Here is a 22,284-nt window from a genome sequence, read left to right on the forward strand (position 1 = left end):
CCTCCGAGACGTTATACTGCGAACGCAAGTCACCATGTGTATTTCAGGTTGGCCGTGATCGCGCGGCCGGCGCCGTAATTGCAGCTTCCGCCGGTCAGGTTGAGGCAGTGCGAGACGTATTTCTCGTCGAACAGGTTGGTCACGTTGACGCGCAGCTTGGTTCCTTCCATGTCCTTGTCGAGCGCCCCGAAATCGTATTCGGCGCCGATGTCGACGAGCGCGCGGGCAGGGATGCGCAGTTCTGGCTTGTAGGCACTGTCGGTCTGGTAGGACGACTGCGCCCTGACGCCGGCGCCCAGCGACAGACCGGGCACGAAATCGGGCCGATAGGTAATCCACAGCGAACCCTGATGCTCCGGCAGGCGCAGCATCTCGCGGCCGAGCTCGGCCTTGTTGTTCGACTCCAGAACCTCGGAATGCGTATACGCATAGGAGGCCAGAATATCGATCGAAGGGGTCAGTTCGTATTTGCCTTCGATCTCCAAGCCCTGCACTCGCTGCTTGCCGGTCTGGACGGAGAACTTGCTGTCGGCGGGGTCAGGTGTGAGCGCATTGGCGATATCCATGGAAAACAGCGATACGCCGATCATACCGCGCCCTTGCACAGGCTCGTATTTGACGCCGACCTCGAACTGCTCGGCGGTCTGCGCCACGAACGGGTTGCCCAGGCGATCCGAGCCGAGCAGCGGCAGGAATGCGGTGGAATAGCTGACATAGGGCGCCAGCCCGTTATCGAACAGATAGGTGATGCCGGCGCGGCCGGTCAGCTTGCCGTCGTCCGTATTGACCGTCGTATCGGTCAACCGGTTCAGGCTGTCGATTTCGGACCGGTCGTAGCGCAGGCCGAAGGTGCCGATCCAGTTGCCGTAGCGGATCTGGTCCTGCGCATAGACGCCGACCTGTTGCTGGTGTTGCAGGCCGGAGCGCGTGACTGGCGCCGTCGGATAGTCGAACCCGTAGCTGGGGTTCAGGTAGTCGATGGGCGGGACATAGGTTCCCGGTCCGGTATTGCCGAACTCGGTGCCCGAAGTCGCGCGCACATAGTCGATGCCCATCAGCAGCGTGTGGCTGAGATCTCCTGTGTCGAAATGGGCTTCGGCCTGGGTGTCGACCGTAAAGGCCGTCAACTCGTCGTCGGAGATGGCCGTGACGCGATCGAGACGCGATCCGGTTGGCGTTCCAGGGAATGGATAGGCGAAGGCCGGATTGACGAGAACAAGGTCCATGTGCTGGTCGGCCGCCGCGTAGCGCAGGTTCTGGCGTACGGTCCAGGTTTCGTCGAACCGATGCTCGAATTCGTAGCCGACCGCATAGAAATCGCGCCGGGTCCCGCCCCAGTCCGGATCGCCCAAGAAGACGTCGCGCGGGATCTGGCCGTAGGGATTGGGCAAAAGCGTGCCGCGCGCCGGATAGAAGCGCGGGCTGAAGACCGGATTGTCGTGCTGATAGTAGCCGTAGACAGTGAAGGTGGTGTCGTCCGTCGGCACCCAGCTTATCGACGGCGCCAGCATGATCTGCCGGTCGACCTCATGATCGATCTGCGTGTCGAGGTTCTTGCCCAGTCCGATGAAGCGGTAGAGGAATTGCCCATCCTCGGTCAGCTTGCCGGTCATGTCGATCGCACCCTGGATGCCGCCGAAGGCGCTTGTCTGCAGGGAAACTTCGCGGTGGGTTTCTTCCTGCGGACGCTTGCTGACGAGGTTGACGAGACCGCCGGGCAGCGAGCGCCCGTAAAGAACCGAAGCAGGCCCCTTGATGACTTCGACACGATCGAGCGCATAGCTGTTGACCGACGGCGTCGCATAGTTGCTGGGATCGCCCGGCAGGATGAGGCCGTCCAGCCAGTTCGTCGAATACAGATTGAAGCCGCGAACGTAGAGCCAGTCATAGCGGATGTCGGCGCCGTTGGGATCCGCCTGCAAGCCCGGCGTATAGCGCAGCGCCTCGGCGACGGAGTTCGCTCCCTGCGCGTCCATCTGGTCGCGCGTCACCACATTCATCGCCTGCGGCGTCTCGATCAGCGGCGTCGCCGTCTTCGAGGCGGATTTGCTCCTCTTGGCGACGATGCCCTTGACTGTACCGGTGCCTTTGCCCGCATCGGTTCCGTTCGCCGATTCGACGACGACCTGTTGCAGCTCGGTTTCCGATGGCTGCTGCGCGTGCAGGCTGCCTGCGGTCAACAGAACGGCACTGGCGGCGGACGCTGCGAGACAGGCATTCAGACGGGAAAAATTCATATCACCCCACTAAACATGATATTTAAAGTCATGTTAAGTGGGGTCGTAACGGACGATAGACCGCCGGGCAACGGCTTCGCCTTTGCAGAAGCGTCAAAGTGATTTGCGAGCGAAGCAGATCGTTGGCTTCCCCGGCGGTTAAGGGAAAGATGTGATGACGGAACAACAGCCGGAACGGATCATGCGGGTCGGAGATCTGGCGAGCCGGCCGGGCGTGAGCGTCGACGGACCTTCCCTGCACGGGGACGCAACGCTTTTTCGCGGCACCTTCTGGAACAAGGAACTGCGTCATGGTCTTTTCGTCCATGGCAGCGATGTCGTCGAGGACGAAGGCTTCACCGCGCTTTCATCACAGCAGGCGGGCTTATCCTGTGTCTTCTTCCTGGAAGGCGACGTCGAAGTGCGCATCGGCGATCGCGATCTTCGCTTTCGCGGCAGCGGAACGCTGCATGACGCGCTCGTCATACCCAGTGTCCGGGCGGAGAGCTTTCGCCGCCGTTCCCCCGGTCGGCAGAGGATCAAGCATCTCGTCGTGTCGGTGACGCCCGAATGGCTGGAAAGCGACGGTCTCGAGGGAGCCGACGATCCGCGCCTTGCCGTCAGTTTCGCCAGCGATCACCTTGCCAGCCATGCGTGGCGGGTAACGTCGCGCGCGGCTGAACTCGTCAACAGGCTTTTTCTGCCGGGTCCGCGTTCATCACGCATCGGCGAGCTTTATGCCGAAAGCGCGGCCGTGGAGATCGTCGCCGAAGTCCTTGCGGCCTCGAGCGGCGAGGGCCTCCCGAGGAAAAGTGCTACGCTGGCGCCGCGCGAGCGTGTCCGCCTGTCACGGGCGTGCGACTTCATCGCGACGCATGAAGGCGAATGGCCGAGCGTCGAAGCCGTGGCCCGGCAAGCCGGCGTCAGCGCCAGCGGCCTGCAGCGCCTGTTCCGTTCGGCGCACGGCCTGAGCGTCTTCGAATACATGCGTCTCGCACGGTTGGAACGCGCCAGGGACATGCTCGGCGCTGGTCAATGCACCATCCAGGAAGCCGCCTCGCTCTCCGGCTATTCCAGTGCGGCCAACTTCGCCACGGCGTTTCGCCGGCAGTTCGGGGCGACGCCGAAGCAGGTGCTCGGCAAGGCGAGACCATGAACCCGCTTGCCACGGTCGGGCGCCGTTTCTTGAAAAATACGCCATTGAACGGGCGTATTAGTTGAGTGTATCTGTCCACAAATTTTGCGAACGGACGTTGCCGATGAGATCTACCGCCATCCTTGCATGGGCCTTTCTGGCTCTGACGACCGTGATCGCGACGGCACAGGAGGTTTCGCCGAATCCGCCCGCCGTCGTCGAGCCGGCGGTCCCATCCGTGTCGCAGGCTCAAGCCACAACGACCCAGAGCGAAACCGTGCGGCAGGCAGGCAGGAACGGCGCGGGCAGTGTTCCCACGGCGCTCCTGCCGCACAACCTTTCACCCTGGGGTATGTTCATGAACGCCGACATCGTCGTCAAGGCGGTGATGATCGGCCTCGCCTTCGCCTCCCTGGTCACCTGGACGGTGTGGCTGGCCAAGACGCTGGAACTGTTCTTCGCCCGGTTGCGAACGCAGCGCGCCGTGAGCCGCATCGTCCACGCCCGGACGCTGCAGGATGCGGGCGCGACGCTGGCGACGGGAGGCGGTGCGGCAAGCCTGTTCGTCCAGGCCGCGCGGCAGGAAGTCGACCTGACCGCGCCGGTGCTCGACCACGCCGGCGGAGACGGCCTGAAGGAGCGCGTCGCCTCGCGGCTTTCGCGCATCGAGGCGCAGGCGACGCGGCGTATGACGCGTGGCACCGGCCTTCTGGCGACGATCGGATCAACGGCGCCGTTCGTCGGCCTGTTCGGCACCGTCTGGGGTATCATGAACGCCTTCATCGGCATTTCCGAAGCCCAGACGACGAACCTGGCGGTGGTTGCGCCCGGCATCGCCGAGGCGCTGCTGGCGACGGCGCTGGGGCTGGTGGCGGCGATCCCGGCCGTTGTCATCTATAACGCCTTCGCCCGCGCCATCGCCGGCTACCGCCAGGTGCTGGCCGACGCTGCCGCCGGCGTCGAGCGGCTGGTCAGCCGCGATCTCGATTATCGCGCCGTACCGGCCCGTTCCATGGCCGCCGAATAGGGAGAGCCGGAATGGCCGCACGGATTCGCGAAAGCGTCGGCGACGACCTGGAGGAGACGCACGAAATCAACGTGACGCCCTTCATCGACGTCATGCTCGTACTTCTTATCATCTTCATGGTGGCGGCGCCGCTGGCGACCGTCGATGTCAACGTCGACCTGCCGGCCTCGACCGCGGCCGCCACGCCGCGCCCCGACAAGCCGGCCTTCCTGACCTTGAAGAGCGACCTCACGCTTTCGCTCGGCAACGAGACCCTGCCGCGGCAGGGCTTTGCCCAGGCGCTCGACAGGATCACCGGCACCGACAAGGAAACGCGCATCTTCCTGCGCGCCGACAAGGCCGTCCAGTATGGGGAATTGATGGAGGTCATGAACCTGCTGCGCGGGGCCGGCTATCTCAAAGTCGCGCTGGTCGGCGTCGAGAGCCGGCCGCCGGAGGATGCCGTAAACCCATGACGGCTGACCCCGCCGAGATCGCGCTGGCGAAGCGCTCCCTTTTCAAGGACGCCGGCCTGTGGCTGGGCGCGGGCGCGGTCGTTCTCTTCGCGCATGCGGCCTCCGCCTACCTGCTGCGCGACTTCGACCCCGTGCCGGAGCACGCTGCGCTCGAGCAGGCGATGGAGATCGACCTGGCGCCGCTTCCCGTCTCGGTGCCTGAGGCCGTCCAGTCCGAGGCGCTTGCGCAGGAACAGCCGCCGGAAACGATCGAGCCGATGGAAGCGGCCGAGGCCGTCCAGCCGGAGCCGGAACAGGCGGTGGAGACGCCGGCGGAAACGGCGCAGCAGGCCCAGCCGGAAACCGTGCAGCCGGTTACCGATGAAGCCGAGCCCGAGCCTGTGGAAACCACCAACGCCGAACCTGAGGAGCCGGAGTTGGCGGAAGAGGAAACCGTTGCTGCGGTGACTCCGGAAGTCGCCATACCCTTGCCGCAACCGCGCCCCGAACGACCGGTCGAGGAGAAGGCCGAACCGTCGAAGAAGAAGCCCGTGCGCAGGAAGGCCGAGACCGCAGACAAAAAGGCGAAGGAGGCCGAGCTGCCGAAGCGGAAGGCGACGCCGCCCGCATCACAGGCTTCCGCGGCATCGCGGGCACCGACCATCGATCCGTCCCGCTGGAACAGCGCGGTGCGTGCCGCCATCGCGCGACGGGCGGGTGCCGTACGCGGCATGCGCGGAACCGTCCGGGTGAGCTTCGTGGTCAATTCGTCAGGCGCGATCGTCTCGGCCAGCGTCAGCGGCTCGTCCGGCGATGCGCGGCTGGATCAGGCGGCATTGCGCATGGTCCGCTCGGCGCGCGTCCCGGCCCCGCCCGCCGGCCTTGGCGGCTCGCGCCACGCTTTCGCGATCCCGTTGAGCTTCCGCTGAACCGCTGCCGTTCGAACCTCGCTCTTGGGGGGTGCCTGGCGCCGGAGAAGCCAGACTCATCCGCTACGGCCCGGCCTTCCGCCGAGCACGCTTGACGGATCATCGGGTCACTTCCGCGATCCCGCGCGCCGAAGATCGGCCGCCTATTTCCAGAGCGGGTAGCTCGGCGAAAAAAGCTCGGCGACCGGTGGATGTTGCCAGCTGCGGTCCGGATATTTCGCCACAAGACCTTCGAACTGGGCCTGCGCCTGTTCGCGCGCCTTGACGATATCGAGGCCGGCGAGCTTGCCGTCCAGCATGGAGAGTCGCCCGTCGACGAAGGTCGCCTGCGTGACCTTGCCCGAGCCGCCCACCACCAGCGTCGTGACGGGATCGACGCTCGGCGTGAGATAGGGATCGTCGAGGCGGAAGACGGCGATGTCGGCGCGGGCGCCGGCGGCGAGCCGGCCGAGGTCGGTCCGGCCAAGCGCCTTGGCACCGCCGAGCGTGGCGGCATCGAAAAGCTCGGCCGAGCGCACCGCGTCCGACTTCTTCTCCGCTATGCGGCAGGCGATCAGCCCCGCCAGCAGGTTCATCAGCATGTCGGGTGGGGCGGTGTCGGTCGCCATGCCGATATTGATGCCGAGTTTACGATAGGAGGCGAAGGAGTTGAGCACGCTGCCCATGCGTGCCGAGACGAGCGGCGAATGCGCCAGCGACACGCCGTTGTCGGCGTAGAGCCGCAAGTCCTCGGCCGTCGCATAGGTGCCGTGCGGCGCAATCAGCCTTTCGCCCAGCAGGCCGTGATCGGCCATCCAGCGCGGACCGGTCGCACCATGCAGCTTGCGCATGACGTCCAGCTCCATCGCACCCTGCGCCATGTGCAGCCGTGCCCGGCAGTCGAGGTCGCGGGCGGCGGCCATGGTCCTCTGGAGCAGTGTCAGCGTGCAGGTCTCGACGCGGTCGGGCGCCAGCATGCCGTTGACGAGGCTGCCATGGCTTCCGTGCCGGCGCTGGATGAAGGCGATGGCGTCGGCGAGGCCGCGGAGGCCCTTCTCCTCGTCGAACACCGGCTCCATGCGGCCGGGCTCCTCCAGCACCATGCCGCCGGAGCGGTAGGCGGGGCTTAAGAAAACGCGTAGGCCGAGATCGCCGGCTGCGTCGGCGGCGGCGTCGAATTCGGCGACCGTCTCGGCCCATTGGCGGTAGTAAAGCGAGGCGATGGGGGCTGCCGTGGTGATGCCGTTGAGCAGCAGCAGGCCGAAGGCGAAACGCTTCTGGAAGGCCAGTTCGTCCGGCGAGTACATTTCGTACGGCCCGCGCTCGACATAGGAACGCGGCCAGATGCGGCCCTTGGCCCAGCCCGGCTGGTTGTCCGTCACCAGAAGATAGGTGTCGAGATCGGACAGCGCGTCGAGGTCGATCAGACCGGGGCTGATGAGCGCCGTGCCGAAGTCGATGCACCGCGCCACCTCGCCTTCGAAGCGCGGGCCGGCGTAGACGACCGCGCCACCATCGATGACCAGTTCGCCGTTCGGCACCAGATGGTGCGTGCCGTCGCGGTGGGCGAGCAGCCATGCGGCGCTGAGCAGGGTCGGCCCTTTCGGCCGTTCTCCCAGGACGAGGTGGCGGGAAGGATCAGAGGTCATGGCGCATCCGAACGGGAAAAGAGAGCCGGCCGACGCCGCCATGGGTATCGGCATCGGCCGGCGAATGACAAAAGAGCGTTTCAAGGGTCGCTGAAACGCTCTTTCGCCAGGCTCGGGAGGAACGTCGAAGCTATTCGGCCATCTGCGTCAGCCAGTGACGCGGCTTGTTGTCGGCGCGGAAGTCGACGCTCTTGATCTTGTCGAGCATCGCCCAAGCGATCGGCTGCTGGTGCAGCGGCACGAGCATGACCTTGTCCTTCGCTATCTTCAGGGCCGCCGCTTCCAGCGCCAGGCGCTTTTCGGTGTCGGGTTCCTGCGCCGCCTGCTGGACCAGCTTGTCGAGTTCAGGCTCCGACCAGCCGCCGTAGTTGGAGACGCCCATGGCGCCGTTGCGGGTCGACAGCACCTGCGACAGCAGAGAATAGGCGTCGAGCGTCGGCTCGTTGGCCCAGCTGAGATTGAAGACGTCGGCCTTGCCGGTGGTGCGCTTCGGCTGCTGCACGGCGCGCGGGCCGATGTCGATGGTCGGCTGGAAGCCGCCGCGCTTGAGCATGTTGGCGATGCCCGAGCAGATGTCTTCCTCGTTGATGCTCTCGTCGTTCATGCACAGGTAGGTGAAGGCGAGGTTTTCCTGGCCGGCCTCGGCGAGCAGCTTCTTGGCCTCTTCCGGATTGGGCTTGTCGTAGGTGTCGAGGTCCTTGGCGTAGCCCGAGATTTCAGGTGCGATCAGCGAGCCGGAGGGCCGCGCCAGCCCGCGCATCACCTTCTTGTTGATGAGGTCGCGGTCGATCGTGTCCCGGAAGGCCTGGCGTACGCGGATGTCATTGAACGGGCTGGGACGGCCGTCCTCCAGCTTGTCGCGGCGGTTGAAGCCGATGAAGACAGTGCGCAGCTCGGTGCGGTTCTTGACGACGATACCGGGCGAAGATTGCAGGCGCGGAAGATCCTGGATCGGCGCGGAATCGATCAGGTCGATTTCACCCGACAAAAGGGCTGCGACGCGCGTCGCAGCCGAGGTGATCGGCAGGAATTCGATGCGGTCGAGATTGTGCTTCTTGGTGTCCCACCACTGGTCGTTGACGACCAGCACGGTCTTGCTGTCCGGCACGCGGCTTTCCAGCTTGAACGGGCCGGTGCCGTTGGTGTGGAGGGTGGCATAGCCTTCGACCTTGGTGGCGACGTCGGTCGGCTTCTCGCTGTCGTGGTCCTTCAGCCACTTGCCGCTGAACATGAAGATGTTGGTCATGTCGTTGAGGAACAGCGCGGTCGGCGCCGAAACGCCGATATCGACCGTGTAGTCATCGACCTTCTGGCAATCGACGAAGAGGGGGATGTTGCCGCGCAGCGGCGAGGTCGGGTCGGTGACGCGCTTCATCGAAGCGACCACGTCGTCGGCGGTGAAGTCGCTGCCGTCATGGAACTTGACGCCCTTGCGCAGCGTGAAGCGCCAGCGCTTGCCGTCGATCAGCTCCCACTTGGTCGCCAAAGCGGGCTCGATCTTGAAATCCTTGTCGTAGCGCACGAGCGCTTCGTAGATGTGATTGAGGAAGGCGAGGTTCGACGTCGACGCCACCGAATCCGGGTCGAGCGAATAGATGTCGGCGCGGCTGCCCCACTTCAAAGTGGCCGCGTTGGCCCAGCCGAAAGCGGGGACCGTGATGGCCGCAGCCAGCAGCGCCGAGGTGATGAATTTCTTCAGGCGGGACATGCTCTCTCCCTCATGTCGTATGTCGCTGCGCGACCGATGTGCATTTTCCGGCGGGATTATGGTAGCCGCCATTTCTATTGTCAACGACATTGTCGACATTTAAGGTGCCGAACATCGACATTGAATTCGCCTGCCGCTGCACAACCGAGGGTATCAGCCATGGATGGACTTCTCCTGCTTCACGGAACGATCGTCACCGTCGACGGGACGCGCCGCATCATCGAGGACGGTGCGCTGGCGACGGCCGGCGACCGGATCGTCGACATCGGCACGGCGGCTGAACTGGCACCCCGTCACGCCGGCAAGAAGGTGGTCGATTGCCGTGGCAAGCTCATCATTCCGGGTCTGATCGACGCGCACGGCCATGCCGGCCATTCGCTGATCCGCAGTATCGCCGCCGACACCAACGCGCTGTGGATGCGCATCGTCACGCCGATGTACTGCCACTATGTGACGCGTGAATTCTGGTATGCGGACGGCCTCGTCTCCGGCCTGGAGCGGCTGCGCGCCGGGGTGACGACGGCGGCCTCCATCATCACTTCCATGCCGCGCAGCGACGATCCGGTCTTCGCCATCAACCACGCTCGCGCCTACGCGGAACTCGGCTTGCGCGAAATCGTCTGCGTCGGTCCGGCCGGCCTTCCCTGGCCGCAATCGGTGACGCGTTGGGACAGCGGCCGTCCCGAGCGGCATTCGGTTTCCTTCGAAGAGATGATCGAGGGCGCCGAGGCGGTGATCGAGACGGTGAACGGCAATGCGGACGGGCGCATCAAGGTGTTTCTGACGCCGTTTACCATCGTGCCGTCGGTCGAGCCGTCCAACGCCTCGACGCCGGACTGTGCCGTCAACCTGACGGCGGACGACCGCATGCAGGCCCGCCGCGTGCGCGAAACGGCGCGCAAATGGGGCGTTCGCATCCACTCCGACGCCTTTGCCGGCCAGATCCGCATGGCTTTCCAGGACAAGGAAAACGCGCTGCTCGGCCCGGACGTGCACCTCCAGCATTGCTGGGGCATCTCGCATGAGGAGATCGACATACTGGCCGAGACGGGCACCTACGTCACTCACGCGCCGCCCGGCCGCTCGACGCCGATCCTGCAGATGATGGCGAGGGGCGTGCCGGTCGCCATCACCTCGGACGGCGCCGCACCCAGCCGCCATTTCGACATGTTCCAGATCGCCAGGACCGCGCAGGCGACGCAGCACCTGCTGCACAACCACGACCGCTACCACCTGCCGCCCGGCAAGGTGTTCGAGATGATCACCATCGACGCCGCCCGCGCCATCGGCATGGACCACGAGATCGGCTCGCTGGAGGTCGGCAAGAAGGCCGACATCGCCATCGTCGACATGCGCAAGCCGCACCTCATGCCGAACTGGATGCCGGTGCACCGGCTTGTCCATCAGGTTCTGGGCAGCGACGTGGACACTGTCATCGTCGACGGACGCATCCTCATGGAGGCGGGCACGGTGCTGACCGCCGACATGGGCGAGGCGCTGGAACTCGGGCAGGCCGAGGCCCTGGCGCTGGCCGAACGGGCCGGCTTGCAGGCGCACATGCACGATCCGGGCTGGGGGCAGCTGTACCGGACCTTCAGCGAGAAAGTAGTGCCACCCGTCCAGCCCGCTGTTTGACACGGCAGTCCGATTTTGCCGCCAAAATACCGGAAAAATTGTCTACGATTTAGTTGACATTGATTTTGACCGCGCCTATCATCGGTACAGTTGGACGGAGGCATTGGTCCACGAACGGCGCTTTCCCGGAGGAAAACCGAGGGCGCTTTGAACCAGGCAGATGATTGCGCCTCGGCCCGAGGAGAGTTCCGATCGCGGCAGCGGAAAGCTGTCGCCGGTCGTCTATTCCATACAGGCAAACCGAAAGAGACCTCCATGCAAGGAGGCGAACCTTCCAGAAGCGGAGCTAACCGAATGCTGAAACAACTCGGCCTGGCGGCCACACTGGCATTGAGCCTGGTTCTTCCCGGCCATGCGGCGACCCTCAAATGGGGCGCCTCGCACGACATTTTCTCGCTCGACCCCTATTCGTACGGGGACAGTTTCACGCTCGCTTTCCTGAACCATGTCTATGAAGGGCTGGTCCGCTACGACGACAAATTGCAGATCGAGCCGGCGCTGGCGACGTCGTGGGAGACGGTGTCGGACACGGTGTGGCGTTTCCATCTGCGCAAGGACGTCAAGTTCCACAACGGCGCCGACTTCAACGCCGACGACGTGCTCGCCTCGCTGAAGCGGGTGAGCGACCCGGTTTCGCCGCTGCGCGGCAACCTGCCGGCCTACAAATCCTCCACCAAGGTCGACGACTATACGGTCGATATCGAGCTGACCGGTCCCTATCCGCTGCTGCTCAACGACCTCACCAACATTCACATCTTCGACGCGACCTGGCTGAAGGACAACGACAGCGAAAAGCCGACCGACGTCGGCGCCAAGATCGAGGGCTATGCGACATACCACACCAACGGCACTGGTCCGTTCATGCTCGAAAGCCGCGTTCCCGACTCCAAGACCGTGCTGGTGAAGAACCCGAACTGGTGGGACAAGTCGCAGTCCAACATCGACCGCATCGAGTTCACGCCTATCGTTTCGGCTGCAACCCGCGTCTCGGCGCTGCTGTCGGGCGAGGTCAACTTCACCGACAACGCGCCCTCGCAGGATCTGCCGCGGCTGGCGGCGCAGCCCGGCCTCAAGGTGATGGAGCGCACCGACCTGCGCACCATCATGATCGGCTTCAACCGCAAGCCGAAGCTCAACAACGGCGACGACAACAAGTTCAACGACCTGCGCGTGCGCCAGGCCTTCGCCCATGCACTCGACCACAAGCTGATCCAGCAACGCATCATGCGTGGCAAGTCGCGCACCGCCGGCGAGATCGTGGCGCCCGAGATTCCCGGATATTCGGCCGATCTCGACACGCCGCTCCCCTACGATCCGGACCTGTCGAAGAAGCTTCTGGCGGAAGCCGGCGCCACCGACATGCCGTTCACCATGGTGTGCACGACCGACGCCTACGTGAACGAAGAGGAATTGTGCCAGGGCATCGTCAACATGCTGACCCGCGCCGGTTTCAAGCCACAGCTCGACATCGCGCCGGTCGCCCTGCAGGCGCCCAAGCGCACCGGCGGCAAGGCCGACGTCTACCTGATCGGCTGGGCGACCGAGCCGATGCTCGATGCCTATTCCATCCTGGTGCAGATGATCGAGACGCGGTCGGCCAATGCCGGCGTCTTCAACTGGGGCGGCTGGAGCTATCCCGACATCGACAAGTTGATCGTCGCGGCTTCGACCGAGATGGACCGGACGAAGCGGCTGGCGCTCGAAACCAAGGCGCTCGGCATGGTCAAGGACCAGATCATCATGCTGCCGCTGCACCAGCAGCCGATGGCCTGGGTGATGTCGGACAAGATCGACAAGATCGCGCAACTGCCGGACAATAAAGTTCGTAGCTGGCTGACGCATATTTCCGAGTAGCAACGACGGCTGGTCCGGGCCATGGTGCCCGGACCAGCCGGAAATTGGGAGCATCCCATGCTGGTCTTCATCGTCAGGCGCCTGATCAACTCGGTCTTCGTGATGCTCGCCGTCGCGATGCTGGCCTTCCTGATCTTTCAGATGGCGGGCGACCCCGTCGAGATGATGGCGAACGAGCAGACGTCGCAGGCCGATCGTGCCGCCATGCGCGAGCGTCTCGGCCTCAATGACAGTCTGCCGACACAATATGTGCGTTTCGTCGTCAACGCCGCCAAGGGTGATTTCGGCATCTCCTACCGCAACGGCCAGGACGTGCTGCATCTGATCGGGCAGCGTTTCCCGGCCACGTTCGAACTGGTCATGGTGGCGACGCTGATTTCGCTTGTCGTGGGTATTCCGCTCGGCGTGCTGACGGCGATCCAGCGCGGGCGATGGTATGCCGAGGGGTTGCAGTTCGTGTCCATCGTCGGCGTCTCGTTGCCGAGTTTCGTCGTCGGCATCCTGCTCATCCTGGTGTTTTCGGTCATCTTCGGCTGGCTGCCGGCCTTCGGGCGCGGCGACGTGGTCAAGATCGGCTGGTGGTCGACGGGCCTTTTGACACCGTCCGGCCGACAGGCGCTGATCCTGCCCGCCGTCTCGCTGTCGCTCTACCAGATCACGCTCATCATGCGGCTGGTACGGGCCGAGATGCTGGAAGTGCTGCGCTCCGACTACGTGAAGTTCGCGCGGGCGAGGGGCATCACCCGCGCACGCATCTACTTCCGCCACGCACTGCGCAACTGCCTGATGCCGGTGGTGACGATGACGGCCATGAACGTCGGCGCGCTGATCGCCTTCGCCATCATCACCGAGACGGTGTTCCAGTGGCCGGGCATGGGCATGCTGTTCATCCAGGCCGTCACCTTCATCGATATCCCGGTGATGGCGGCGTATCTGTGCATCATCTCCTTCATGTTCGTCGTGCTGAACATGCTGGTCGACATCGCCTACGCGGTGATCGATCCCAGGCTGCGCACCGCTTAACAGGATGGTTGGCCCATGACCGCCGAAGTCTCCGAAACCCCGCAGAAAATCCGCCCTGCGCGTCCGTCCCTGTTCAGGCGTATCCGCGCCAGCGACCTGTGGTGGTCGTTCACGCACAGCAAAACGGCGATGGTCAGCACTCTGCTGCTGGCGCTGTTGATCCTGACGGCGGCGCTGGCGCCGCTGATCGCCCCGCAGAACCCCTATGACGGGGCGCAGCTCGACATGTGGAAGGCCGAGCTGCCGCCGCTGTGGCAGGCCGACGGCGAATGGCCGTTCCTGCTCGGCACGGACACGCAAGGGCGCGACATGCTGTCGGCCATTCTCTACGGTACGCGCATCTCCATTGTCATCGGCATCGCGTCCGTCGCGCTGTCGCTGGTCATCGGCATGAGCGCCGGCCTGGTGTCGGGCTATTTCGGCGGCTTCATCGACAATCTTTTGATGCGCATCGGCGACGTCACCCTATCGATCCCGACTATCCTCGTCGCCATCCTCGTTTCCACCGTGGTGCGGCAGATGCTGCCGCCGGACTTGCGCGAGGTCGGCGCTTCGGCGGTGCTGGTGCTGGCCATCGCCCTGTCGGCCTGGGTGCAATATGCGCGCATCGTGCGCGCCCAGACCATCGTCGAGGCCGGCAAGGACTATGTGCAGGCGGCAAGGCTGATCCATGTGCCGGCGCGGCGCATCATGGGCAAGCATATCCTGCCCAATACGCTGACGCCGATCCTCGTCGCCGCCACGCTCAATTTCGGCATGGCCATCCTGACGGAAGCGACGCTCTCCTTCCTGGGCATCGGCATGCCGCCCAGCCAGCCTTCGCTCGGAACGCTGATCCGCATCGGCAACCAGTTCCTGTTCTCCGGTTCATGGTGGATCGTGCTGTTCCCGGTCATCCAGCTCTGCCTGCTCGTCGTCGCGGTCAACATGCTCGGCGACTGGCTGCGCGACGCCCTGAATCCGAAACTGAGGTAGAATAAGCGTGACCAGCCTTTTGCTCCGCAACGTCCGGCCGATGGCCGGCGCGAACTGCGACATCCTCGTCAAGAACGGCAAGATCGCCGGCCTCGGCCGTTTCGAGCCGGAGCCCGGCATGGCGGTGGAGGACGGCGGCGGCGCCATCGCCATCCCCGGCCTGATCGACGCGCACACCCATCTCGACAAGACGACATGGGGCATGCCCTGGCACGTCAACAACCGGGCGGCGGTGCTGCGCGGGCGCATCGATTTCGAGCGCGAGCATCGCACCGAGATCGGTATCGATCCGCACCGTCAGTCCATGCGCCACGCCATCGGCCTGGCGGCGCACGGCGCCAGCCATATCCGCAGCCATGTCGACATCGACACCACGCACGGCCTGTCCATGGTCGAAGGCGTGTGGAAGACGCGCGAAAAGCTCGCCGGCATCATCGACATCGAGATCGTCGCCTTCCCGCAGTCGGGCGTCATGGTCATGCCGGGTACCGTCGAACTGCTCGATGAAGCGCTGCGGCAGGGCTGCGAGGTGCTGGGCGGCATCGACCCTTGCGGCATCGACCGGGACCCGAAGGGCCAGCTCGACGCACTCTTTGCGCTGGCGGTGAAGCACGGCCGGCCGATCGATATCCATCTGCACGAGGTCGGCGACCTCGGCGCCTTCACCATGGAACTGATGTTCGAGCGCATCCGCGCCAACGGCATGCAGGGCAAGGTCGCCATCAGCCACGCCTTCGCGCTCGGCATGAACGACTATCTCAGGGTCGGCCGGCTGATCGAGGAGCTTGCCGCCCTCGACGTCGCCATCCTCACCACCGGCGCGCCATCGGCCACGGTGCCGTCGATCATGCGGCTCAAGGAAGCCGGCATCCGCGTCGGAGGCGGCTGCGACGGTATCCGCGACACCTGGGGGCCGTGGGGCCAGCCCGACATGCTCGACCGCGCCAAGGTGATCGGCATGAAGAACGGCCTGCGCAGCGACAACGACCTGGCGCATCTGCTGTCGGTCGTCTCGCAGGGCGGCGCCGACGTCATGCGCATCGAAGGCTACGGCATCGCCGAAGGCTGCAACGCCGACTTCACCCTTCTGACCGGCGAGACGCTGGCCCATGCCGTCGTCGACGTGGCGCCGCGCCCGCTGGTGGTCAAGGGCGGCCGCGTCGTCGCCCGACAGGGCAAGGCCGTGGTGGACATGCCATGAGCGCGACCGGCCCCGATACCCTGCCGCTGGGCCGCCGGCCCGAAGGGCGCACGCTTTTGACGGCGAGCTGGGTGCTCGGCCACAAGGACGGCGCCCATCGGCTGCTGCGCAACGGCGAGGTGGTGTTCGAGAACGGCGAAATCCTGTTCGTCGGCCACGGCTTTTCAGGCGAGGTGGCGCGCCGCGTCGACTTCGGCGAGGCGCTCGTCAGCCCCGGCCTGATCGACCTCGACGCGCTGTCGGACCTCGACACCACCATCCTCGGCATCGACCATCATCCCGGCTGGGCCAAGGGCCGCGTGTGGCCGCGCTCCTATGTCGAGCGCGGGCCGTATGAAATGTATTCGCCCGACGAACTGGCGTTCCAGAAGCGGTTCGCCTTCGGCCAGCTTCTGCTCAACGGCATCACAACGGCGGTGCCCATCGCCTCGCTGTTCTACCGCGAGTGGGGCGAGACGGTCGCCGAATTCGACGCCGCCGCCGACGCGGCCGGCGAACTCGGCCTTCGAGTCTACCTCAGCCCCGCCTACCGCTCCGGCGGCATGGTGCTGGAGGAGCCCGGCCGCATGGAGCCGGTGTTCGACGAGGCGCGCGGCCTTGCCGGGCTCGCAGACGCCATCGCCTTCATCGAACGGCAGGACGGCCGCCATGGCGGGCTGGTGCGGGGCATGCTCGTTCCCGATCGGGTGGAAACCTCGACGCTCGGCCTGCTTGAGCGCACGGACGCCGCCGCCCGCGACCTCGGCTGCAAGATCCGCCTGCACATGGCGCAGGGCGGCATGGAAGTCGATACGGTGCGCAAGCTGCATGGCTCCACGGCACCCGTATGGCTGGCGCGCGCCGGGCTGCTGAGCGACCGGCTGATCGCACCGCACGCCACCAACGCCACCGAAGAAGACCTCGGGCTCTATGCCGAACACGGCGTCTCCATCGTCCATTGCCCGCTGGTTTCGGCGCGTGGAGGCAGTACGCTCAATTCCTTCTCCGCCTGCCGCAAGCGCGGCATCAACATCGCCATGGGAACCGACACCACGCCGCCCGACATGCTGATGAACCTGCTGGTCGGGCTGATCGCCTGCCGCGTCAACGACCGGGCGCCTGACAGGATACGCTGCGCCGACCTGTTCGACGCCGCGACGCTCGGCGGGGCGAGGGCGCTCGGCCGCGACGACCTCGGCCGGCTTGCGCCCGGCGCCCGCGCCGACATCGCCGTGTTCGGGCTGGACGACGTGGCGATGGCGCCCTCCATCGACCCGATCACCACGCTGGTTGTCGGCGGTTCGGGCAAGGTCACGCGCGCCACCTTCGTCGATGGCCGCGTCGCCATGCTGTCCGGCAAGGTCGCCGGCATCGACATGGCCGCCGCGCGCAGGCAGGCGCAGGCGCAGTACGACCGCCTGATCGCCAAGTATCCCGAGCGAAGCTGGGACAATCCCCCGGTGGCCGAAATCTTCCCGCCGAGCTATCCGATAGAGGACGACGCACATGGGTGAGACAGCCAGCGAGCCGATCCTTCAGGTCCGCAACCTCAAGGTCGAGTTTCCCGGACGGCGCGGCGTGGTGACGGCGCTGTCGGACGTCGCGCTGGATATCCGGCCGGGCGAGATCCTCGGCGTCGTCGGCGAATCGGGCGCCGGCAAGTCGATGACCGGGCTGGCGATCCAGGGCTTGCTCGAATATCCGGGTCGCATCGCCGAAGGCGAAATCCGTCTCGGCGGGCGGCGCATCGACAATCTCGACGACCGCGCGCTGGAAAAAATCCGCGGCCGCGAGATCGGCGCCATCTTCCAGGATCCGCTGACCTCGCTCAATCCGCTGTTCACGGTCGGCGCGCAGCTGGAGGAAACGATCCGCCAGCATCTCGGACTCGGCAAGGCGGAGGCGAGGGAGCGGGCGGTCGCCTTGTTGCAGGATGTCGGCATTCCCTCGCCGCGCGAGCGCGTCGACCAGTATCCGCACCAGTTCTCCGGCGGCATGCGGCAGCGCGTGGTGATCGCGCTGGCGCTGGCCGCGTCGCCCAAGCTCATCATCGCCGACGAGCCGACGACGGCGCTGGACGTATCGATCCAGGCACAGATCATTTCGCTGCTGCGCAAGCTGTGCAAGGAAAAGCAGACCGCCGTCATGCTGGTGACGCACGACATGGGCGTCATCGCCGAGGCGGCCGACCGCGTGGCGGTGATGTATGCCGGCCGGCTGATCGAGATCGGCCCGGTCGAGCAGGTGCTGCGCGCACCCGCCCATCCCTATACGCGCGGGCTGATGGCCTCGATCCCGACGCTCGGCGCGCGTGTCGAACGCCTCAACCAGATCGACGGCTCGATGCCGCGGCTGGACGCCATTCCGCCGGGCTGCGCCTTCAATCCGCGCTGCACGTCGGCCGGGCCGCGCTGCACGCGCGAGCGGCCCGAACTCGCGCCGGTCGGCCACGGCATGAGTGCGTGCTGGCTGAACGCGGGAGGGATCGCCTGATGACCACGACCAAAACGAAACCGGCGCTGACCGTCGAGCATCTCGTCAAGACCTTCGATGTCTCGGCACCCTGGCTCAACCGCGTGATGGAGGGCAAGCCGCGCCAGCTCCTGCAAGCGGTCAACGACATCAGCTTCGCCGTTCCAGCCGGCGGCTGCCTCAGCCTCGTCGGCGAGAGCGGCTGCGGCAAGTCGACGGTGGCACGGCTGGTGACCGGGCTGCATAAATCCGACAGCGGCGAGATCCGCTTCGCACCGGGCCGGAGCGGCGCGCCGCTGTCCGCCCAGATGATTTTCCAGGACCCTTATGCCTCGCTCAATCCGCGCTGGCGGGTGAAGAACATCATCGCCGAGCCGTTGCGTGAACTGAAGCTGCGCAAGACCGCCGCCGAAATCGGCGACCGGGTGGAGGAACTGCTCCTGACGGTCGGCCTGTCGCCGTCCGACGGGGAAAAATTCCCGCACGAGTTTTCCGGTGGCCAGCGCCAACGCATTTCCATCGCGCGGGCGCTCGCCAGCGAGCCGGAATTCCTCGTCTGCGACGAGCCGACCTCGGCGCTCGACGTCTCCGTGCAGGCGCAGGTGCTGAACCTGATGCGCCGCTTGCAGGACGAATTCGGCCTGACCTACCTGTTCATCAGCCACGACATGAGCGTGGTGCGCCACATGTCCGACCGCATCGCGGTCATGTATCTCGGCCGCATCGTCGAGGAAGGCGACACCGAGACGATCTTCGCCGATCCGCGCCATCCCTATACGCAGCTGCTGTTGCAGACGATCCCCAACATCGAGGAGCCGAACCGCGACCGCGTCGTCGTGCCGGGCGAAGTGCCGAGCCCGCTCAAGCCGCCGTCCGGCTGCACCTTCCATCCGCGCTGCCCGCTGGCGACGGCGCGCTGCTCGGCCGAGGTTCCGGCGGTGCGCACGCTTTCCAGCAACACGCGTGTCGCCTGTCACCTTGTGGAAGACGTGCCGGTGCCGGCCTGATCCTCAGGCGGAGAAGGCCAGGGCTGCCCTGAGGTCGTTGGAGGGGCGGCGAATCTCGTTGAGGTCGAGTTCGGACTCCACATGCTCCAAATGATGCTCCATCAGCCGGATCGCCTTTTCGGAGTCGCCTTTGGCGATCGCTTCGACGATCTCGGCGTGCTCGTCCGGCCCGCAGTTGAAGCGGTTGTTGTTGCGGTAGACGGCGGTGATGAGCGAGGTGCGCGCGATCAGGTCGCGCATGGTGCCGAACAGGAAGTCGGAGCCGACGATTTCGGCGAGCAGAAGGTGGAAGCCGCCCGACAGCTTGATGATATCGGTCGTCATGTCCTTCTCGTTGGCGAGCCTCTCCTTGGCAACATGGCTGCGCAGCCGGGTGAGGTCGGCCTTGGTGTTGGCCTCGCAAAGCCGCTCGACGACGCGGCGCTCGACGCAGCGGCGCACGTGGAAGACGTCCTTGGCATCGTCGACCGACGGCTGGCACACGAAGGCGCCGCGGTTGGGGATGATCGTCACCAGCCCGTCGCGCTCGAGGGCGACCAGCGCCTGGCGCACGCGCGCGCGGCTGACGTCGAAGATGGAGGCAAGCTGCTCTTCCTTGAGCTGGACGCCGGGGCGCAGGCGCCGCTCGGCGATGGAGAGCCAGACGCGCTCAACGATCTGCTGTGTCGATATTTCGATTCGCTCGGTCATTTCCGTCTCCGCCGTGATGCAGACAAGCGTCATGGGAAAATAAATGTCAATCGGCAGCGCTCGCAATTTTGAGGGCATTATTGTAGACAATAATATAGGTTTATTGTACATAAAATCAAATCGTATCGGGAGCCGCCACATGGAGTTCGATTTCACGGCGCTGGAGCCGGAAGGCCGGTATCGGCTGCTGACGAACTTCGTCGGCCCGCGCCCGATCGCGCTGGTGACGACGCGCTCGGCCGCCGGCCACGACAATGCGGCGCCGATGAGCTTCTTCAACGTTTTCTCGCACGATCCGCCGATCGTGGTGCTGGGCATCCAGCCGCGCCTGAACGGCGACGAGAAGGACACCGTCGCCAATATCCGACGCACTGGCGAATTCGTCGTCAACATGGTGGACATGGCACTGTCGCAGCAGATGCTCATTTGCGGGCTCGGTTTCGGCAGCGAGATCGACGAGTTGAAGATGGCCGGGCTGCGAGCCGGGGCGTGCAGCAAGATCGGCGTCAGCTATGTCGCCGACGCGCCCTGCTCGATGGAGTGCCGGGTGGAGCGGTTGATCGACTATCCGCGCCGCGTGCTGGTGCTCGGCGAAGTGGTCAATATGCACGTCAGGCGCGACTGCCTCGACGCGGAGGGCCGCTACGTCAATCCAGACGTCTACCAGCCGATCGCCCGCCTGCACGCCGACAACTACATCACCTCCGACCGCCAGCTCGTCCTGAAGGCTCCGCCGATCAGCGATTTCGCCAATCCCCCCGCCAGCCGGCGGCGTTGAAAGATTTGCCCGTGCATATTCTTCTCATCAATCCCAATTCCACCGCATCCATGACCTCGCTGGCGCATGAAAGCGCGCTGCGCGTGGTGCAGCCGACGACGCGCGTCAGCGCGGTCAACCCGCAGGAAACGCCCGTCAGCATCGAAGGCGCCGCCGACGAGGCGCTGTCGGTTCCCGGCATGCTGGCCGAAATCCGCAAGGGCGAGCGCGACGGCGTCGATGCCTATGTGATCGCCTGCTTCGACGATCCGGGCCTGCACGCAGCGCGCGAAATCGCGCGCGGGCCGGTGATCGGCATCTGCCAGGCCGGCATCCAGGTCGCCATGACCGTTAGCCGGCGGTTTTCGGTCGTCACCACCTTGCCGCGCTCCATTCCCATCATCGAGGAACTGGTGAGCGCCTACGGTGCCGAGCGCCATTGCCGCAATGTGCGCGCCATCGACCTGCCGGTCCTCGGCCTGGAGGAAGACCCCGAGCGCTCGGAACGCCTGCTGGTGGCCGAGATCGCCAAGGCGAAGAAGGAAGACCGCGCCGAAGCCATCGTGCTCGGCTGTGCCGGCATGTCGGCGCTGTGCGAGCGCCTGACGCTGGCGACCGGCATTCTGGTCATCGACGGCGTGACGGCGGCGGTAAAGTTCGCCGAAGCGTTGGTCGGCGCCGGCTATGCGACCTCCAAGGTGGGCGGCTACGATTTTCCCACAGTGAAAAGCCCGGTCGCGATCCACAAGGACATGGTGCGCGGATCGGCCTAAGCACGATGCCGAAAAGTTGCCGCGTCAGCGCCCGGCACTCGCCAGCAGTCCGCGCCGCTCGGCATACCGCTTGAGGATATCGGCGGTGTCGCCGCGCGTCGGCGGCGCTTGCAGGTCGGCCCTTACGGCAACGGCTTCCAGGTGTCGCAGCATCAGTTCCTCCGCCGCGCTGGTGTCGCCGGCCTGCAAGGCCGCGATGATGCGCTCGTGCTCGTCCACGGCGCATTCGGAGGAATGGTCGCGGGCGAAGCGGGCGAGGATCAGCGAGCCGCGCGAGACGATTTCGCGCACGAAGCGCGTCAGTGACGGCGAGCCGGTCAGTTCCGCAAGCAGGATGTGGAACTCGCCGGCCAGCCGGATCGACGCCGGCCCGCCGACGGACTGCGCCTGCTTTTCCTGCTCCACATGGGCGCGAAGCCGGCCGCAATCCCGCTCGTTGAGTTGGCCTGCCAGCCGGTGCACGACCTCCGCTTCGAGCATGCGCCTGAGCGCGAAGATGTCGCGCGCATCCTCCGCCGTCGGCTCCGATACGGACGCGCCCTTGTTGGCCTGCAATTCGATCAGGCCGTCGCCGCGCAATTGCTGAAGTGCTGCGCGCACGCTGGTGCGGCTGACGGCGAATTGTTCGGCGATCACGTCTTCCGAAAGCTTGGTTCCGGGCCGGAGCGCCTGTTCGAGAATCGCTTCGCGCAGGGCGCTGTAGACGAGATCGGCGCGGCTCTGTTTCGGCTCCACGGCATCGGCTCCGGCTGCTTGGCCACGGGACTGGAGAATCGGCTTGGCCACCCATTCGAAATCACAATAGCAGACAATTTTCAAAAGGCGGTGTTGCCGGCTGCAC

19 protein-coding genes are annotated in these 22,284 nt (G+C 65.4%); 14 read left to right on the plus strand and 5 right to left on the minus strand.

The genetic code is table 11. From position 1 onward, the window contains the following. Positions 1-29: 29 nt before the first annotated feature. Positions 30-2,180, minus strand: a complete 2,151-nt coding sequence (locus E6C48_RS18945) for a TonB-dependent siderophore receptor (RefSeq protein WP_230978865.1) — start codon at positions 2,178-2,180, stop codon at positions 30-32. Between the two features lie 211 nt (positions 2,181-2,391). Here E6C48_RS18945 and E6C48_RS18950 point away from each other — a divergent pair, with 211 nt between their 5' ends. The 4 genes from E6C48_RS18950 to E6C48_RS18965 all read left to right on the plus strand — a co-directional run bounded on the left by E6C48_RS18950 (position 2,392) and on the right by E6C48_RS18965 (position 5,741). After that, on the plus strand, positions 2,392-3,372 hold the full coding sequence (locus E6C48_RS18950) for a helix-turn-helix transcriptional regulator (protein ID WP_136359741.1): 981 nt from the start codon (positions 2,392-2,394) through the stop codon (positions 3,370-3,372). A 103-nt stretch (positions 3,373-3,475) separates the two neighbouring features. After that, positions 3,476-4,378: a tonB-system energizer ExbB gene (gene exbB / locus E6C48_RS18955; RefSeq protein ID WP_136359742.1), complete on the plus strand. Its 903-nt coding sequence runs from the start codon at positions 3,476-3,478 to the stop codon at positions 4,376-4,378. A gap of 11 nt (positions 4,379-4,389) precedes the next feature. Continuing rightward, on the plus strand, positions 4,390-4,833 hold the full coding sequence (gene exbD / locus E6C48_RS18960; protein WP_136359743.1) for a TonB system transport protein ExbD: 444 nt from the start codon (positions 4,390-4,392) through the stop codon (positions 4,831-4,833). Then, the gene (locus tag E6C48_RS18965; RefSeq protein ID WP_136359744.1) at positions 4,830-5,741 is read left to right on the plus strand and encodes an energy transducer TonB family protein; all 912 of its coding nucleotides are present in this window, start codon (positions 4,830-4,832) and stop codon (positions 5,739-5,741) included. Before exbD ends, E6C48_RS18965 begins: the two co-directional genes overlap by 4 nt. 143 nt (positions 5,742-5,884) lie before the next feature. On the opposite strand, the gene E6C48_RS18970 is transcribed toward E6C48_RS18965, so the two are convergent. Together E6C48_RS18970 and E6C48_RS18975 are read right to left on the minus strand one after the other, a co-directional pair. After that, on the minus strand, positions 5,885-7,369 hold the full coding sequence (locus E6C48_RS18970) for an amidohydrolase family protein (protein WP_136359745.1): 1,485 nt from the start codon (positions 7,367-7,369) through the stop codon (positions 5,885-5,887). Positions 7,370-7,499: 130 nt separating this feature from the next. Next, the gene (locus tag E6C48_RS18975; protein WP_136359746.1) at positions 7,500-9,077 is read right to left on the minus strand and encodes an ABC transporter substrate-binding protein; all 1,578 of its coding nucleotides are present in this window, start codon (positions 9,075-9,077) and stop codon (positions 7,500-7,502) included. A gap of 159 nt (positions 9,078-9,236) precedes the next feature. On the opposite strand from E6C48_RS18975, the gene E6C48_RS18980 reads away from it, so the two are divergent. The 8 genes from E6C48_RS18980 to E6C48_RS19015 all read left to right on the plus strand — a co-directional run bounded on the left by E6C48_RS18980 (position 9,237) and on the right by E6C48_RS19015 (position 19,223). Then, positions 9,237-10,712, plus strand: coding sequence for an amidohydrolase family protein (locus E6C48_RS18980; protein WP_136359747.1), 1,476 nt, complete (start codon positions 9,237-9,239; stop codon positions 10,710-10,712). A gap of 294 nt (positions 10,713-11,006) precedes the next feature. Then, complete coding sequence (locus E6C48_RS18985; protein ID WP_136359748.1) at positions 11,007-12,566, plus strand: ABC transporter substrate-binding protein; 1,560 nt, start codon at positions 11,007-11,009, stop codon at positions 12,564-12,566. 57 nt (positions 12,567-12,623) lie between these two features. Then, the gene (locus tag E6C48_RS18990) at positions 12,624-13,589 is read left to right on the plus strand and encodes an ABC transporter permease (protein WP_136359749.1); all 966 of its coding nucleotides are present in this window, start codon (positions 12,624-12,626) and stop codon (positions 13,587-13,589) included. A 15-nt stretch (positions 13,590-13,604) separates the two neighbouring features. Continuing rightward, the gene (locus E6C48_RS18995) at positions 13,605-14,564 is read left to right on the plus strand and encodes an ABC transporter permease (protein ID WP_136359750.1); all 960 of its coding nucleotides are present in this window, start codon (positions 13,605-13,607) and stop codon (positions 14,562-14,564) included. 7 nt (positions 14,565-14,571) lie between these two features. Beyond that, positions 14,572-15,765, plus strand: a complete 1,194-nt coding sequence (locus tag E6C48_RS19000) for an amidohydrolase family protein (RefSeq protein WP_136359751.1) — start codon at positions 14,572-14,574, stop codon at positions 15,763-15,765. Continuing rightward, positions 15,762-17,258: an amidohydrolase family protein gene (locus E6C48_RS19005; protein WP_136359752.1), complete on the plus strand. Its 1,497-nt coding sequence runs from the start codon at positions 15,762-15,764 to the stop codon at positions 17,256-17,258. Before E6C48_RS19000 ends, E6C48_RS19005 begins: the two co-directional genes overlap by 4 nt. Beyond that, the gene (locus E6C48_RS19010) at positions 17,251-18,237 is read left to right on the plus strand and encodes an ABC transporter ATP-binding protein (protein ID WP_136359753.1); all 987 of its coding nucleotides are present in this window, start codon (positions 17,251-17,253) and stop codon (positions 18,235-18,237) included. Before E6C48_RS19005 ends, E6C48_RS19010 begins: the two co-directional genes overlap by 8 nt. Then, positions 18,237-19,223, plus strand: coding sequence for an ABC transporter ATP-binding protein (locus tag E6C48_RS19015; RefSeq protein ID WP_136359754.1), 987 nt, complete (start codon positions 18,237-18,239; stop codon positions 19,221-19,223). Before E6C48_RS19010 ends, E6C48_RS19015 begins: the two co-directional genes overlap by 1 nt. 3 nt (positions 19,224-19,226) lie before the next feature. Here E6C48_RS19015 and E6C48_RS19020 read toward each other — a convergent pair whose 3' ends face one another. Then, entirely contained in the window at positions 19,227-19,913 is a 687-nt protein-coding gene (locus tag E6C48_RS19020; RefSeq protein WP_136359755.1) for a GntR family transcriptional regulator, read from the minus strand. A gap of 139 nt (positions 19,914-20,052) precedes the next feature. On the opposite strand from E6C48_RS19020, the gene E6C48_RS19025 reads away from it, so the two are divergent. Together E6C48_RS19025 and E6C48_RS19030 are read left to right on the plus strand one after the other, a co-directional pair. Beyond that, on the plus strand, positions 20,053-20,691 hold the full coding sequence (locus E6C48_RS19025) for a flavin reductase family protein (RefSeq protein WP_136359756.1): 639 nt from the start codon (positions 20,053-20,055) through the stop codon (positions 20,689-20,691). 11 nt (positions 20,692-20,702) lie between these two features. Beyond that, positions 20,703-21,443, plus strand: coding sequence for an aspartate/glutamate racemase family protein (locus E6C48_RS19030; RefSeq protein ID WP_136359757.1), 741 nt, complete (start codon positions 20,703-20,705; stop codon positions 21,441-21,443). Positions 21,444-21,467: 24 nt separating this feature from the next. Here the strand turns inward: E6C48_RS19030 and E6C48_RS19035 are convergent, their stop codons facing one another. Then, positions 21,468-22,178, minus strand: coding sequence for a GntR family transcriptional regulator (locus tag E6C48_RS19035; protein WP_230978866.1), 711 nt, complete (start codon positions 22,176-22,178; stop codon positions 21,468-21,470). Between the last annotated feature and the right edge of the window lie 106 nt (positions 22,179-22,284).

It is taken from the genome of Ollibium composti (assembly GCF_004801285.1).
GTDB classification, from domain to species: Bacteria; Pseudomonadota; Alphaproteobacteria; order Rhizobiales; family Rhizobiaceae; genus Mesorhizobium; species Mesorhizobium composti.

What these genes read in the sequence shown, in the direction of transcription:
- E6C48_RS19020 (WP_136359755.1), bottom strand. Translation starts at nt 19,913, where the DNA reads ATGACCGAGCGAATCGAAATATCGACACAGCAGATCGTTGAGCGCGTC.
- E6C48_RS19005 (WP_136359752.1), top strand. Translation starts at nt 15,762, where the DNA reads ATGAGCGCGACCGGCCCCGATACCCTGCCGCTGGGCCGCCGGCCCGAA.
- E6C48_RS18970 (WP_136359745.1), bottom strand. Translation starts at nt 7,369, where the DNA reads ATGACCTCTGATCCTTCCCGCCACCTCGTCCTGGGAGAACGGCCGAAA.
- E6C48_RS18995 (WP_136359750.1), top strand. Translation starts at nt 13,605, where the DNA reads ATGACCGCCGAAGTCTCCGAAACCCCGCAGAAAATCCGCCCTGCGCGT.
- E6C48_RS19015 (WP_136359754.1), top strand. Translation starts at nt 18,237, where the DNA reads ATGACCACGACCAAAACGAAACCGGCGCTGACCGTCGAGCATCTCGTC.
- E6C48_RS18950 (WP_136359741.1), top strand. Translation starts at nt 2,392, where the DNA reads ATGACGGAACAACAGCCGGAACGGATCATGCGGGTCGGAGATCTGGCG.
- E6C48_RS18965 (WP_136359744.1), top strand. Translation starts at nt 4,830, where the DNA reads ATGACGGCTGACCCCGCCGAGATCGCGCTGGCGAAGCGCTCCCTTTTC.
- E6C48_RS18985 (WP_136359748.1), top strand. Translation starts at nt 11,007, where the DNA reads ATGCTGAAACAACTCGGCCTGGCGGCCACACTGGCATTGAGCCTGGTT.
- E6C48_RS18980 (WP_136359747.1), top strand. Translation starts at nt 9,237, where the DNA reads ATGGATGGACTTCTCCTGCTTCACGGAACGATCGTCACCGTCGACGGG.
- E6C48_RS19010 (WP_136359753.1), top strand. Translation starts at nt 17,251, where the DNA reads ATGGGTGAGACAGCCAGCGAGCCGATCCTTCAGGTCCGCAACCTCAAG.
- E6C48_RS18975 (WP_136359746.1), bottom strand. Translation starts at nt 9,077, where the DNA reads ATGTCCCGCCTGAAGAAATTCATCACCTCGGCGCTGCTGGCTGCGGCC.
- E6C48_RS18990 (WP_136359749.1), top strand. Translation starts at nt 12,624, where the DNA reads ATGCTGGTCTTCATCGTCAGGCGCCTGATCAACTCGGTCTTCGTGATG.
- exbB (WP_136359742.1), top strand. Translation starts at nt 3,476, where the DNA reads ATGAGATCTACCGCCATCCTTGCATGGGCCTTTCTGGCTCTGACGACC.
- exbD (WP_136359743.1), top strand. Translation starts at nt 4,390, where the DNA reads ATGGCCGCACGGATTCGCGAAAGCGTCGGCGACGACCTGGAGGAGACG.
- E6C48_RS19025 (WP_136359756.1), top strand. Translation starts at nt 20,053, where the DNA reads ATGGAGTTCGATTTCACGGCGCTGGAGCCGGAAGGCCGGTATCGGCTG.